Origin of the sequence: Desulfohalovibrio reitneri, assembly GCF_000711295.1 — a bacterium.
Classification (GTDB): domain Bacteria; phylum Desulfobacterota; class Desulfovibrionia; order Desulfovibrionales; family Desulfovibrionaceae; genus Desulfohalovibrio; species Desulfohalovibrio reitneri.
This window is the reverse complement of the sequence record NZ_JOMJ01000001.1, coordinates 36,059-49,401: the sequence shown is the minus strand read 5'-3', so window position 1 is coordinate 49,401 and position 13,343 is coordinate 36,059. Positions and strand designations below refer to the sequence as shown.

14 protein-coding genes are annotated in these 13,343 nt (G+C 61.8%); 10 read left to right on the top strand and 4 right to left on the bottom strand.

Features of this window, described 5'->3' with window-relative positions; all coding sequences use genetic code 11:
* The coding region (locus N911_RS16375; RefSeq protein ID WP_425266005.1) for a cyclic di-GMP-binding domain-containing protein, MshE-related at positions 1-446 on the bottom strand (446 nt) is incomplete at its 3' end.
* Positions 447-474: 28 nt separating this feature from the next.
* A complete protein-coding gene (locus tag N911_RS0100235) occupies positions 475-1,005 on the bottom strand; it encodes a chemotaxis protein CheW (RefSeq protein ID WP_035104131.1) in 531 nt (176 codons plus the stop codon).
* Positions 1,006-1,168: 163 nt separating this feature from the next.
* On the opposite strand from N911_RS0100235, the gene N911_RS18370 reads away from it, so the two are divergent.
* Both N911_RS18370 and N911_RS0100225 read left to right on the top strand, forming a co-directional pair.
* Positions 1,169-1,312, top strand: coding sequence for a hypothetical protein (locus N911_RS18370; protein ID WP_161781583.1), 144 nt, complete (start codon positions 1,169-1,171; stop codon positions 1,310-1,312).
* Between the two features lie 119 nt (positions 1,313-1,431).
* Positions 1,432-3,177 carry an ATP-binding protein gene (locus N911_RS0100225; protein WP_081858998.1) on the top strand — a complete coding sequence of 582 codons (1,746 nt, stop codon included), beginning with the start codon at positions 1,432-1,434 and terminating at the stop codon, positions 3,175-3,177.
* Positions 3,178-3,190: 13 nt separating this feature from the next.
* Here N911_RS0100225 and N911_RS0100220 read toward each other — a convergent pair whose 3' ends face one another.
* Positions 3,191-3,766, bottom strand: a complete 576-nt coding sequence (locus N911_RS0100220; protein ID WP_029893243.1) for a TetR/AcrR family transcriptional regulator — start codon at positions 3,764-3,766, stop codon at positions 3,191-3,193.
* A 237-nt stretch (positions 3,767-4,003) separates the two neighbouring features.
* Here N911_RS0100220 and N911_RS0100215 point away from each other — a divergent pair, with 237 nt between their 5' ends.
* From N911_RS0100215 to N911_RS0100180, 8 genes are all read left to right on the top strand, one after another.
* A complete protein-coding gene (locus tag N911_RS0100215; protein WP_029893240.1) occupies positions 4,004-4,834 on the top strand; it encodes a nitroreductase family protein in 831 nt (276 codons plus the stop codon).
* A 173-nt stretch (positions 4,835-5,007) separates the two neighbouring features.
* Positions 5,008-5,814, top strand: coding sequence for a universal stress protein (locus tag N911_RS0100210; protein WP_029893238.1), 807 nt, complete (start codon positions 5,008-5,010; stop codon positions 5,812-5,814).
* Positions 5,815-5,829: 15 nt separating this feature from the next.
* Positions 5,830-7,347, top strand: coding sequence for a glycine betaine uptake BCCT transporter (locus tag N911_RS0100205; protein WP_029893236.1), 1,518 nt, complete (start codon positions 5,830-5,832; stop codon positions 7,345-7,347).
* A gap of 555 nt (positions 7,348-7,902) precedes the next feature.
* Positions 7,903-8,808, top strand: coding sequence for a branched-chain amino acid ABC transporter permease (locus tag N911_RS0100200; protein ID WP_029893234.1), 906 nt, complete (start codon positions 7,903-7,905; stop codon positions 8,806-8,808).
* Positions 8,805-9,719: a branched-chain amino acid ABC transporter permease gene (locus tag N911_RS0100195; protein ID WP_029893232.1), complete on the top strand. Its 915-nt coding sequence runs from the start codon at positions 8,805-8,807 to the stop codon at positions 9,717-9,719. The genes N911_RS0100200 and N911_RS0100195 overlap by 4 nt, the downstream gene beginning before the upstream one ends.
* Positions 9,700-10,503 carry an ABC transporter ATP-binding protein gene (locus N911_RS0100190; protein ID WP_051693749.1) on the top strand — a complete coding sequence of 268 codons (804 nt, stop codon included), beginning with the start codon at positions 9,700-9,702 and terminating at the stop codon, positions 10,501-10,503. Before N911_RS0100195 ends, N911_RS0100190 begins: the two co-directional genes overlap by 20 nt.
* Before the next feature lie 13 nt (positions 10,504-10,516).
* On the top strand, positions 10,517-11,230 hold the full coding sequence (locus N911_RS0100185; RefSeq protein ID WP_029893228.1) for an ABC transporter ATP-binding protein: 714 nt from the start codon (positions 10,517-10,519) through the stop codon (positions 11,228-11,230).
* A 74-nt stretch (positions 11,231-11,304) separates the two neighbouring features.
* On the top strand, positions 11,305-12,471 hold the full coding sequence (locus tag N911_RS0100180) for an ABC transporter substrate-binding protein (protein WP_029893226.1): 1,167 nt from the start codon (positions 11,305-11,307) through the stop codon (positions 12,469-12,471).
* An 85-nt stretch (positions 12,472-12,556) separates the two neighbouring features.
* Here N911_RS0100180 and N911_RS0100175 read toward each other — a convergent pair whose 3' ends face one another.
* Positions 12,557-13,306, bottom strand: a complete 750-nt coding sequence (locus tag N911_RS0100175; RefSeq protein ID WP_035104130.1) for a DUF5131 family protein — start codon at positions 13,304-13,306, stop codon at positions 12,557-12,559.
* Positions 13,307-13,343: the final 37 nt, after the last annotated feature.

The following is a 13,343-nucleotide window of genomic DNA, read 5'->3' as shown; positions in this document are numbered from 1 at the left end:
CGCCTGGCCGTACTGGCCACAAGGCGAACCTCGTTTCCATCGGCCGAACGCAGCCGTTCGGGCAACTCCGCTTCGGCCAGCTTCGACTCATTGTGGAACCGCGCCAGCAGTTCCTCCAGCCGCGAGTAATCCAAGACTCCACGCCGCACCAGGCTTTCGCCGAGGAACAGGTGGCGCTCGCCTTGGTTGCGCAGCAGGTCTTCCAGCCCATCCGGGGAGAGATACCCCAGGCTCACCGCCAGATTGCCAAACCGCTCATCCGTCTCCCGCTGCCTGGCTGCCACATCCTCCACCTGCTCCGCGGTCATGGCCCCGGATTCCAGGGCCAGCGCCCCCAATGGCGCGTTGATCCGCCTCTGCTCGTCCAGGCATTCTTCCAGCTGGGAAGGGGACAAAACCCCATTCTCCACCAGAAACTGGCCGAAAAACCGCCCGTATATGCTCACCACGCCCCCTCCCGAGGGCGAGGCTGGCTCACAAGGCCGCCTCGGCGGCGTCCGGCCCGGAGGATCGAGCCGTTTCGCCGCCTTCGCCGTAGTCGCGCACCATGGCCAACTCCTCAGGGGAAAGGACCCTGTCGATGTCGAGGATGATGACGAAATCGCCGTCCTGCTTGCCCATCCCCCGAATGAACTCGGTGTTGATGGCCGCACCCATGCGTGGTGCGGGCTCGATGGTGTCCGGCGGCATCTCCACCACCTCCCGCACGGAATCCACCAGGGCCCCGATCTGGGTGGACTCGCCCTCCACATCAACCTCTACGATGATGATGCAGGTATTGACCGTGTCCTCGGTCTCATCCAGGCCGAATTTGCGACGCATGTCCACAACCGGAACGGCGTGACCACGGAGGTTGATGACTCCCCGCATGAATGCCGGAGTTCGCGGTATGCGGGTTATGGCGATCAACTCCAAGACCTCCCGAACCGAGGCGATGTCCAGGGCGAAAATCTCGTCCGCCAGAGTGAAGGTCAGATATTGGCTGGTATCGGCTGCCTCGCTCATAACTCCTCCAATTGTCCGCAATGGGCTTGGCTTTATTCAGGTAATGTCCCTCCCATGCCCGGCCTGTCAAGAACAGCCCGGCACGGGCGTTGCTACGACGGCCCTCGCCGGACGATTGGCGCCTCGGATCAAAGCGCATTCGAAGGGAGGGGAATCAATGCGCATGATACTGTTGTTCCTGGTTTTTTCCCTTCTTACGGGCTGGCTGCTGGACGACCTGACCCGGACGGAACTGCACTGGAAGGAAAAAACCTACCAGCACATCGAGGGAAGGAATTGCCGCCTCTACTTCCCCGCTGAACAATAAGAACCTTCCGCTGCCTGCCATGCCCGCATCAGGGGCGAGTAACCAGGAAGGAGCATCCCCGAAAAATCCCCAAATTCAACCTTTGACGGATCGCGCCGGGCTTTTCATGCTGGTGCCAAATGTCCGATGAAAGCCGGGGTGAGGAGAATCTCGCCCGGATGGCCCGCGAGGCTGTCGCCAACGACGCCCCTCTGGACCTCGCCTCGCTCAGCCATGCCGAGTTGCTCCGCCTGATCCAGGAAATCAGGGTCTATACGATAGAACTGCGCACGACATGCCGGGAGCAAGTCGGTCATCGGGGGAAACATCTTCCCTCCCATGGGCAGTACGAGGAACTGTTCGAATACGCACCGGTTGGCTACCTGACGCTGGCAGGCAACGGCGTCATCCTCCGCACAAACCGCGTTTGCGAATCCATCTTTCGACTCCCCCGCTCCAGGCTCACCGGCTCCAGCCTGATGGAACACGTCATCCCGCAGGACAGGCAAGTCCTTCGCGACGCCCTGCGGAAAACCTGCGCCGACGACTCCATGCGGGCGGTCGAATTGGGGTTGCGTTCGGCCGATGCGGGCGTCACGAAATTCGTCCGCCTGGAGTTGCGGCACTGGAAAGCAAACGGTCGCCAAGCCGAGCGTTGCCTGGCGGCGGTGGTGGACCTCACGGAACGGAAATCCCTGGAACGTAAACTCATTGAGGCCAGACGGGTCGCCGAGGCCGCAAGCCAGGCCAAGAGCGAATTCCTGGCCAACATGAGCCACGAAATACGTACTCCCATGACCGGCGTGCTGGGCATGCTTCAGGTCCTGAAGTTCCGGAATCTCGATCCGGAACTGCGCCGCTACGTCGATATGGCCATCGTGTCCGCCGAAGGACTGCTGACCATCATCAACGACATCCTCGACCTTTCCAAAATCGAGGCAGGCAAGCTGGAAATCAGGGAGGCCCCCTTCGACATACGCGGTCTGGTCGACGAGGTGCGCGGGCTGTTCAGCCGTCAGGCGAGCGAAAAAGGCCTGCGGCTGACGACCCGGGTCTCACGGAAGGTCCCCGCCACCCTCCACGGCGACAAGGCGCGAATCCGCCAGCTCCTCTTTAATCTGCTGGGCAACGCACTCAAGTTCACGGACGAGGGCCGGGTTTCGCTCCAAGTCGAACCACGCGGCATTCTCAAGGACGGACGGACAGAAATTGTCTTCGAAGTCATCGACACCGGCGTGGGGATTCCCGAGGAGAACCTGGAGCACGTCATGCAGCCCTTCTCGCAGGCCGACATGTCGCATTCGAGGCGGATCGCGGGCACCGGGCTGGGCCTGGCAATCGTCAAGCGACTTGTGGACATGATGGACGGAACCATTCGCTTGAGCAGCCGCCCGGGCGAGGGAACGATGGTGCGCTTCTCCCTGCCGATGCGGCCCGAGCAGGCCCCGGAGTCGTCCTCGGAAAGCCCCGCTGCAGCACCTTCCGAGGACCGGGAAGCCGGATTCCGTCTGCTCCTGGCCGAGGACAACAAGATCAATGTCATGGCCATCTCCGCCTTCCTCAAGGATTTCGGGCATGAGGTGACTGTCGCCTCGGATGGGAGGCAGGCCTTGGAAAAGCTGAATGAAAGCGACTTCGACGCTGTACTCATGGATGTGCGGATGCCGGAAATGAACGGGCTGGAAGTCACCCGGCGCATCCGCGCCAGAGAGACCGCCTGCCGCAGCGACGTCCCCATCATCGCCCTGACCGCTTACGCCATGGACGAGGAACGGAGGACGGCGCTGGACGCGGGCTTGGACGCCCACATGGCCAAACCCGTCGATTTCAACAAATTGGACAAAAAGATTCGCGAACTCGTTCTCGGACGGGAGCGTGGCGGCTGATCGGCCGCCCACATCAGGTGAACGATTTGGCAATCAGACGGGCGATGTCCCCGGCGTAGCGCGCGTCCAATGGGGCGTGGCCCACCAGCAGCCTGTACCACATCATCCCGAAAACCATGTCCGCGGCCAGATCCGCATCGTCCTCAGTGGGGAGTTCCCCCCTTTCTCGCGCCGCTTCGAACAGTCTCTTCAGGGAGCAACGCCGCTTCTCCAGAAACCGCTCCCTGAACTTCCGCCGAAATTCCTCGTCCAACTGGGCTTCCACCATGAGACAACGAAGATGCTGCGCCGACCACTGCTCGATCGCCTCGAACGCCTGGGCCAAGTACGTGGCCAGATCGTTCTCCAGGCTCCCTGATTCCGGAGGCCGCACCGCCTCGCAGGTCAGTTCGCCCAGGGCTTCCATGACAAGGTCAGCCTTTCCCTTCCACCACCTGTAAATGGTCTGCTTGCCGACCCCGGCTCTGCGGGCGATGCCCTCGATGGTCATGGATTGGAGCGAGTGGCCGCGCAGCATGTCGTGCACAGCTTCGAGAACGGCTGCCCGGCATTCCGGGCACCGAGGGCGGCCGTGTACTTTTCTGGTCATGCCTTCCTCCGGTCCGTTGTCCCTTTCTTCGGGGCGTCTCCCGGTCGGGACCGCGTAAAACGGGGCACCCTACCTTACCTCCCCGGTACAGTGGAAGCCCCGCATCCATGGCTGGATGGCCCCTTCCGGGTGACAAGATCGGTTGACGTGGCGAACCACAAGCAATACGGCGCGTCTCGTTTTACTCATTGATACAAATCGGTCACCGCGTACAGCAACCACGTTTGGAGGATTTTCATGGTCGACTTCAGCATAGACAAGGAAAGCTGCACCCAGTGCGGCCTGTGCATCCAGGACTGCTTTCCGGGCGTCATTCAATTCGGCGAGGACCAATTCCCTGAACTCGTCAACGAAGGTAAATGCATCCGTTGCCAGCATTGCCTGGCCATCTGCCCCACAGGGGCGGTTTCCATACTGGGCCGTGAACCGGAGGATTCGGTCGCGCTCAAGGGCAACCTGCCCGAGCCCAGTGAGTTGGACACGCTCATTCGCGGCCGTCGCTCCGTGCGGTTTTACAAGGACGAGGATGTTGACCCGCAACTGCTTCGCGGCGTGCTGGACACCACCTGGCACGCACCCACCGGCGTAAACGCCCAGGCGGTCCAGTTGACCGTCATCAATTCCAGGGACGTCGTCGCCGACCTCAGCCGCCGCGTTCATGCCGACCTGGAAACCGCGCTCGCCGACGAGGAAACCTCCAAATCGCCCGTGGGCCGTTATCTGGGCTGGGCCCTCAAGAGCTATACCCGCAACGGCGTCGACATCCTGTTTCGCGGGGCGCCGGGTGTCCTGGTTGCCAGCGCGCCCAAGGACACTCCCTGCCCCACCCAGGACTGCATCATCTCCCTTACCACCTTCGATCTGGTGGCCCAGGCAAACGGACTGGGAACCATGTGGGACGGGCTGCTCACTTGGGCCGTGGACGGTTTTCTGCCCCAACTCCGCTCCGAACTCGACATCCCGGACGACCATCAGATCGGCTATGCCATGCTCTTCGGCACGCCCAAGGTGAAATACGCCCGAACGGTACAACGCGGCCCGGCCAACATCGCTTGGCCCAAGGGGTGAGCCTTCGGGCAATATCGCATGTGTTCAAACGCGGCCGCTTTTCGGAAGTAGTTACGGAAAGCGGCCGTTCCTTTCATTATTATTCATATCCCGAGAGGGGAAAATCAACCCGAAAGGTTTGCCTTGCAGGACTTGATAGGGCAACAGGGCCTTGAACAGTCAACGGAGAGGGTATGCTGGAAAAAGCCGCCATCAAGGTCAGCCTCAAGGAACCCAGGGCCAAGTTTCTGGATATGATGCGGTTCCTCAAAAGCTTCGGGACGTCCACGGTGCACCTGGTGCACGTCTACTCGGGGTCGTCCGGCAAACAGGAGGAACGGCAGAGGCAACTGGACAAGTTGGCCGCGGAAGTGCGCGAGTTGGGCTTCACGGCCACAGCCACGGCCAAGCGAGGCCATGTTTCCTACCAAACCATAGCCACTTCGCGCGAGTTGGAGGTGGACTATCTCGGCATCTACTGGTTGCCCAAAGCGGTTCTGGTGCAGGCGCTCCTGGGCAGCATCGACTCCGACATCCTCCGCCTGAGCGACGTGCCGGTTTTCGTCTACAACCGCCGCCTCATGAACGCCAGCACCCAACTCAAGCGGGTGCTGTACGCCACGGATTTCCAAGCCACCGACAAAAAGGTCATTCCCTACTTGCGGAATCAGGACTTCCAAGCCGAGGAACTGGTTCTGCTGCACGTGGGTGAGCGCGCGCCGGACCCGGCCACGGAGCACACCCGGCAACAATGCGTGCAGGACAACCTGGAGAGGCTGGCGGGGGAACTTCGCCACGCCTACAGCAACGTGAAAACGCTGCAGGTCGTGGGCAACCAGCGCAAGCAGATTCTGCGGCAGGCCTATCTGCACAAGGTGGACCTCATCGTGGTCGGCAAGGCGGACAAACCCAAGCCGCTGAAAGCCCTGCTGGGCTCGACCGCGGAAATCCTGCCGGACAAATCAAGGCGCAGCGTCTTCATCATCCCTGGATACCACTGAGACAAGGGTCGCCACATGCCTACCTTTCGCCGCAACGCGGTCTTCGTCATCTCGCTGGTTATCGTGCTGGCGCTGTCGGTCTTCGGCGTCATGGACCCGGTACGACTGGACAGCCTGTCCTCCTGGCTGCACGAGAGCATCATCAAGAACTTCGGCTGGGGCTATCTCACATCGGCCTTCATCTTCCTGGTTCTGAGTCTCTACATCGCTTTCAGCAAATACGGGAACATCAAGCTGGGCGGAGACCACGAACGGCCGTATTATTCCTACTTCGGCTGGTTCAGCATGCTCTTCGCCGCGGGGATGGGCATCGGCATGATCTTCTGGGGCGTGGCCGAACCCATGAGCCATTACCTGAACCCGCCGGAACATATAGCCCAAAGCTCGGGCGACGCCGCCGAGTTCGCCATGCGGTACAGCTTCTTCCACTGGGGGCTGCACCCATGGGCCATCTACATCATCATGAGCCTGTGCATCGCCTATTTCTCCTTTAGACGAGGCATGCCGCCGCTCATTTCCAGCTGCTTCTACCCCCTCATCGGAGACCGCATCTACGGCCCCATAGGCCGGGGCATCGACATCTTGGCCGTGTTCGCCACCGTATTCGGCATCGTCACATCTTTGGGGCTTGGGGCCATGCAGATCACCAGCGGACTGGGAATGGTATTCGACTTCGAGTCCACATACCCCGTCATCCTGACGGTCATCGCCGTGGTCACGGTGCTTTTCATGATTTCCAGCATGACCGGCCTGGACAAAGGCATCCAGATATTGAGCAAGGCCAACATCCTGCTGGCGCTTTTGCTGCTTCTGTTCATGTTCGTTGTTGGCCCTTCCACCATGATGCTGGACATCTTCACCAACACAATCGCGGACTACCTGACTTCCCTGATGGACATGAGCCTTTCCACCAACCCCTTCCAGGGGCACGAATGGACGCAGTCCTGGACCCTCTTCTACTGGGCCTGGTGGATTTCCTGGTCCCCCTTCGTGGGAATGTTCGTGGCCAGTATCTCCCGTGGCAGGACCATTCGCGAGTTCATCCTGGCCTCGCTCCTGGTGCCGCCCCTGCTGACATTCGTCTGGTTCAGCGTCTTCGGCGGAGCTGCCTTTCACTTGGAACTGAACGGCATCAACGGTATCGCCGCCACGGTGGCCGAGGATATCTCCACCGGGCTGTTTTCGCTCTACGCCAACTATCCCCTCGGCCAAGTGCTCTCGCTCATAACCGTGGTGCTGCTCGGTGTGTTCTTCGTCACCTCGGCGGACTCGGCCACCTTCGTCCTGGCCATGATGACCTCCCACGGCAACGCCACCCCCCCGGCTCACAAAAAGATCATCTGGGGCGTCACCGTTTCCGGCACCGCGGCCATCCTGCTCAACTCAGGCGGCCTGGAGGCACTGCAGCGAATGGCCATCGCCGCGGCGCTGCCCTTCACGTTCATCATGCTCCTGCTGTGCAAAAGCCTGCTCAAGGGGTTGAAGTACGAGTTCAAGACCGGCGAGCAAGACCCCTGCCTGCTGGACAAGTAGCCCTTCCCTCGCTCTCCCGGGGCGGCATGCCGTCCCGGGAGGCATCCCCCCGTTTCCCCGGCATTTTTTCACATTCCGCACTATTCGCGGGCTGCATTCACTTTCCATACATCTCTTGATTGAGCCCCGCAGGAAAATCGAGTTCGACGTAGGAAATCGCCGAATGAGGGAGGAATACGAAGGATGCCCCCTCCTCTTGCCGTGATTATCCGCATTCAAAAGATGAAAGGTTACTCTCTTTATTCTTATCACAATTGCTCTTTTTCCATTCTATTGACTATGCTTTGCGAACACTTCGGGAGGCAATGAATATCTTGTGCGCAAATGGTGAGCACCAAACGCCTTCCTTTTTGTAAATAAAAACTGCATCAGCGCACCATGGGACAGCCATGGTTTTCGGACGCCCACTGGCTTCCCCGACCGGCTCGGGTAGTCGATCAGGATTCACACGAGCGTTCACCTCGTGCTGCGACTAAATTCCAGCGGTACCGGTCCGAACTCTCAGGGAAACCCCCTGGCGCATGGAGTCAAGCGTCCACGAAAAAGGAGCCGCACTTGACGCAAGTCATTCTCGACAGCCTCATCATGACGGGGGAAATCTCGTTGCTGGCGGTGGGCCTAACCATGGTCTACGGCTCGCTCGGCTTCCCCAACTTCGCCCACGTGGAGTTCGCCACCGTCGGCGCCTACGTGGCCTTGCTGCTCAATGGCCTTGGCCTGCCGCTGCAGCTGGCCATTCCCGCGGCCATGGTCGTGGCCGGACTGCTGGGCGTTGTCTCGGACAAAGTGGTCTTCGCCAAGCTTCGCTCGGCCTCCCCCATCATGCTCATGATCGCCTCATTCGCGCTGGGCATCGTCATTCGCGAGTCGGTACGGGCCATCTGGGGCACATCCCCCCATTTCTACGAACTCGGACTCATGCGCCCCCTGGCTTTTTGGGGAATGCGGGTCACGCCGCTGCAGTTGGGCATCATCGCCACAGCCGTGGTCTGCATGGTCGGCTTCCACCTGCTCCTTAACCACACCCGCCTGGGCATCTCCATGCGGGCCACCTCGGACAATCCCTCCCTGGCCAAGGCCAGCGGCATCGACACCGACCGCGTGCTGCGCATCGTCTGGTTCATCGGCGCGGGTTTCGCCGCCCTGGGAGGCATTCTCATCGGGCTTGAAACGCAGATCCACCCCAACACCGGCTTCGCCATCATCGTGCCGGTCTTCTGCGCCGCGCTTTTGGGCGGCATCGGCAATCCGCGCGGAGCCATGGCCGGCGCGGCCATCGTGGCCTTCGCCATGAACGTGGCGCTGGCGGTCAACTTCGCCCCGCTGGGCCACCTGCTCGACCTCACCACCAAGGAATTCTGGAAGATTCCCACCGGCTACAAGGAAGCCGCCCCCTTCGTCCTGCTCATACTGGTGCTGCTTTGGCGGCCGAGTGGCCTGTTCGGAGGCACCTCCAAATGATCGATTTTCTCATCTACCTGGGCATCATGGCCTGCATCTGGGGCATCCTGTCCCTGAGCCTGAATCTGCAGTTCGGCTTGGCCGGGCTGGTCAACCTGGGGCACGTGGCCTACTTCATGGTCGGAGCCTACGCCTCCTCCATCCTGGTCATGTTCTCCGGATTCCCATTCCCCCTCGGCATGCTCGGCGGGGCCCTCTTCGCCGGACTGTTCGGCGTGGTCCTGGCCCTGCCAACCGCCAACCTGCGGGAGGACTACTGGGCCATCTCCACCCTGGCTTTCGCGGAAATCGCCAGGCTGATCTTTCTCAATGAACCCATCAAAGGCGACTACATAGGCGCTTCCTACGGCATTCCGGGCATTCCCCGGCCTCTGGAGGGTCTGCTCAGCGGACAGAACTTCGAGCTTGCCTACCTGGGCATCGCCGCGTGCACCCTGCTTCTGGCCTACCTGTTGTCGGAGTTCATCTTCAAGACGCCCTTCGGGCGCGTGCTCAAGGCGGTCCGTGAAGGCGACGAGGTTCCCCTTGCCCTGGGCAAGAACGTCCGCTGGTTCCGCATTCGGGCCATGGCCGTTGCCGGCGGCCTGGGCGGCGTGGCCGGGGCGCTCTTCGCCCACTACAACGCCTTTGTCGCGCCCAACTACTTCCTGCCGCTGGAAACCTTCCTGGTCTGGGCCATGATCATCCTCGGCGGCGCGGGCAACAACCGTGGCGCGCTCCTCGGCACAGTGGTCATCGTGGCGCTTTCCAACTCCACACGATTCCTGGACGACATTCTTCCCCTGGATGCCTCCCTGCTGGGCCCGCTGCGCATGATCCTCATCGGCGTGCTCATCATCTGCATCATCCTCTATCTGCCCAAGGGACTCTTCCCCGAAAGGAGAAGGCTATATGGCCGAGACGCTGCTTAACATTCAGGACGTGAGCAAACGCTTTGGCGGCCTAACCGCCCTGGATTCCGTGGACCTGCGCGTGGAGACCGGAGCCCTGGCAGGGCTCATCGGACCCAACGGCTCGGGCAAATCCACGCTCTTCAACATCATCACCGGCTTCCTGCCCTCGGACGAGGGAAGCATTCGTTTCCGGGGGGAGGACGTGACCGGCATGCCTCCGTTCAAAATAGCCCGGCTCGGCCTCTACCGCACTTTCCAGATGAGCCTGAATCCCACTCAGATGACGGTCATGGAGAACATGCTGCTCTCCCCGTCCGGCCAGGTCGGGGAAAGCCTCCTTTCCTGCTTCCTAAAGCCGCGATCGGTGAAACGGCAGGAAAGGGAGAACCTGGAACGCGCCAGGGAAATACTCGACTCGGTGCTGCTGGGCGACAAGATGGACGAGTACGTGGGCAACCTCTCCGGCGGGCAGAAGAAGCTGCTGGCCCTGGCCAAGGCGCTCATGCTCGACGCCGACCTCATCCTGCTGGACGAACCGGTGGCCGGGGTGAACCCGGCCCTCATCGAGGACATCCAGGAGACCATCCAGCGCCTGCACCGCGCGGGGAAAAACTTCCTCATCGTGGAACACAACATGAATTTCGTGCGCACGGTCTGCGACACCGTGGCCGTCCTCGACGCGGGCGAGATCATCGCCAGCGGGGACGTGGAACCGACGCTCAACGACCCAAAGGTGCTCGAAGCCTACCTCGCCGCCCCGCGCGGCGGAGACGAACCCGCGGACGACACGGCCGCGGCCTGACAAGGAGAATCCCATGCCCACCATCGACATGAAGGACATCACCGCCGGCTACGGCAAAGCCGACATTCTGCACGACGTGGACTTCCGCATGGACCGGGGAGACGGCATCATCTCCATCATCGGGCCCAACGGTGCTGGCAAGTCCACCCTGCTCAAGACCCTGATGGGCTATCTCAAGCCCAACAACGGTAAAATCAAGTACAAACGGGACGACATCACCAACCTGCCCCCGCACGAACGTGTCAAACGCGGCATCACCTTCGTGCCGCAGCTCAGTAACGTCTTTCCCAGCCTCACCGTGGAGGAAAACCTGGTCATCGGCGGCTACAGCCTGTCCAAAAAGAAGCTGAAGAAGCGCATGGCCGAAGTCTTCGAACACTTCCCCAAGCTCAAGGAGCGGCGCAAGCAGGAAGCCAGTTGCCTTTCCGGCGGCGAACGCCAAATGCTTGCCCTGGCCCGCGCGGTCATGCTCGACCCCGACCTGCTTTTGCTGGACGAACCCTCCGCCGCTCTCTCCCCCGGCATGGCCGAGGCGGTTTTCCAGAAGGTCGAGGAAATCCGGGACGCCGGCGCTTCCATCATCATCGTGGAGCAGGACGCCAAGCGTTCGCTGGACATCTCCGACCGGGGCTACGTCCTGGCCAGCGGCCGCAACGAGTTCGACGACACCCCTGAAAACATTCTGGACAACGAGCGAATCAAGGAAGCCTATCTGGGCTCCCAGTAAACCGCGCCCAAGGCGCGGACAGGGCGGATTTGCCGCCCCGATTTCCATTCCAACCGCAAACGTAGAGAGGTAGCATGCAGTTGAAAAAGCTTATCCTTACGGCCTTCGTTCTGGGCCTTCTGCTCCCGGCCGCGTCCTTCGGCGCGGAACCGGTCGAGTTCGGAATGATCACGTCCCTCACCGGCACCAACGCCAACCTCGGCCAGGACATGCAGCGCGGCATGGAGCTTGCCGTGAAACGCATCAACGCCGGGTATGAAGTGCCCATGAACGACGGCTCCACCGTCAAGATCGGCCCCGGCCTGCTGGGGCGGGATGTCAACGAGGTTGTCGAGGACACCGAGTCTCGTCCCCAGGCGGCCATGGACGCCGTGCGGAAGCTGCTGAACGTGGACAAGGTGGACCTGGTGCTGGGCGAGTTCTCCAGCGGTATCACCGTGCCCACCGGCCAGTTCACCAACAGTCAGGGCGTCATCCAGATCGGCGTGGGCGCCACCTCCCCCAAGCTGCGCGACGTGGGCCCCTACTTCTTCAGCTCCATCGGCCTGGATGACGTTGCCGGCGCGGCCGTTGCCAAGTTCGCCCTGGAGGACTCCGGCGCCGAACGCTTCGGCTCCATCGTCCCCAACAACCCCTTCGGTGTGGGCGTCGAGGTCAACACCTGCCCCGAGGTCGAGAAGGCCGGGGGCGAGTGCGTTTCCACGGTGCGCTACAAGCTCAAGCAGTCCGATTATCGCTCCGAGCTGGCCTCCCTGTTCGGCACCGAGCCCGAGGCCGTCTTCTACACCGCCTACGGCACCGAGGCCCGACTGATCTTCCGCCAGGCCTACGAGCGCGGCCACACCCCGCCCAAGGGCTGGTACGCCCCGTACATGACCATGTGGACCAACGAGGTGGCCGAAATGCCCGAGATCGCCGAAGGCGTGAAGGGACTGGTGGTCGGTGTTTCCGGCAGCTTCTACCAGGATGAGTACGCCCAGCCCTTCAAGGGCGAGTTCGGCAAGGCCCCGGCCACCGCCTTCGGTGCCTATGCCTACGACGCCGCCATGATGGCCGCCCTGGCCATCCAGAAGACCGGCACCACGGATTCCGACGCCGTGGCGGCCGCCCTCAAGGAAGTCTCCACCAAGTACAAGGGCGTCACCGGCGACAAGACCTTTGACGAGGACGGCATGCAGGTCAGCGAAAGCTACCAGCGCAAGATCTACAAGGGCGGCAAGCTGGTGGACTACGCCAAGTAGGCCGTTTCCGACTCGCAACCGGCTATGCAAAAGGGCCGGGTTCCTGTTCGGGAGCCCGGCCCTTTTTCGCATTGGTTAGCGGGGGTTATCGTCGGTATGGCGGCATCTGGTCCCAGGTGCGTCCGTCCAGGGTACGTCCGGTCAGCTTCTTATCGGGTCCGCCGAAGTGTTTGAGGTAGAACGGCACACCGGCTTCCAGGCAGGCGTTGCGCAAGCCGCGGGCGTGGTCCGGGTCCATGGTCCGTCCGCCGGGTCCTGTTTCGCCGCCGCAGATAACCCAGTCCAGGCCGCGCTCCCCTCCAAGCCATGGGGAAAGGTCCACCGGCCCCAACATGGGCTCAACGCAGGCCAGCCGCAGCCCGGGCCAGTTCTCCACCAGCCAGGGAAGGCGCTCTTCCGCCCTTTCCTGATTTTCCACCGTCACTCCAAGCCACAGGATTTCCTTGAGCAGTGCCCGCAGGCTTGAATGCAGCCCACGTATAAAGGCGGCCATGCGCTCCGGACGCTTGGTGATGACCATGTAGGTATGACGGGTGTTCTCGGCCATGGCCCGGACAACCCGTTGCAATGCCTCGCCCGGCACGTCGGCGTGGAACAAGTCGCCCATGGAGCAAGTGAAGATATGGCGCGGCTTCCGCCATGCACCAGGCTGGCCGAACAGGTCCGAATGAACTGTCACGGCGAAGGGGTTCTCTTGAGGGTAGCCGTACCGCCCGGCCAGCCGCTTGGCGAAGCGGGCGGCGTAGCAACGGCGGCATCCCTCGCTCACGGACGAGCATCCCGTAATCGGGTTCCAGGTCGCCTCGGTGACTTCTATGCGTGTGCGGTCCGCCATGAAGAAAGAGAAGGCGCGGGCCGAAGCCCGCGCCGTT

Coding starts and splice junctions, on each gene's coding strand:
- N911_RS0100225 (WP_081858998.1), top strand. CDS start 1,432: ATGTCCGATGAAAGCCGGGGTGAGGAGAATCTCGCCCGGATGGCCCGC.
- N911_RS0100210 (WP_029893238.1), top strand. CDS start 5,008: ATGCTGGAAAAAGCCGCCATCAAGGTCAGCCTCAAGGAACCCAGGGCC.
- N911_RS0100195 (WP_029893232.1), top strand. CDS start 8,805: ATGATCGATTTTCTCATCTACCTGGGCATCATGGCCTGCATCTGGGGC.
- N911_RS0100180 (WP_029893226.1), top strand. CDS start 11,305: ATGCAGTTGAAAAAGCTTATCCTTACGGCCTTCGTTCTGGGCCTTCTG.
- N911_RS18370 (WP_161781583.1), top strand. CDS start 1,169: ATGATACTGTTGTTCCTGGTTTTTTCCCTTCTTACGGGCTGGCTGCTG.
- N911_RS0100235 (WP_035104131.1), bottom strand. CDS start 1,005: ATGAGCGAGGCAGCCGATACCAGCCAATATCTGACCTTCACTCTGGCG.
- N911_RS0100220 (WP_029893243.1), bottom strand. CDS start 3,766: ATGACCAGAAAAGTACACGGCCGCCCTCGGTGCCCGGAATGCCGGGCA.
- N911_RS0100175 (WP_035104130.1), bottom strand. CDS start 13,306: ATGGCGGACCGCACACGCATAGAAGTCACCGAGGCGACCTGGAACCCG.
- N911_RS0100185 (WP_029893228.1), top strand. CDS start 10,517: ATGCCCACCATCGACATGAAGGACATCACCGCCGGCTACGGCAAAGCC.
- N911_RS0100215 (WP_029893240.1), top strand. CDS start 4,004: ATGGTCGACTTCAGCATAGACAAGGAAAGCTGCACCCAGTGCGGCCTG.
- N911_RS0100190 (WP_051693749.1), top strand. CDS start 9,700: ATGGCCGAGACGCTGCTTAACATTCAGGACGTGAGCAAACGCTTTGGC.
- N911_RS0100205 (WP_029893236.1), top strand. CDS start 5,830: ATGCCTACCTTTCGCCGCAACGCGGTCTTCGTCATCTCGCTGGTTATC.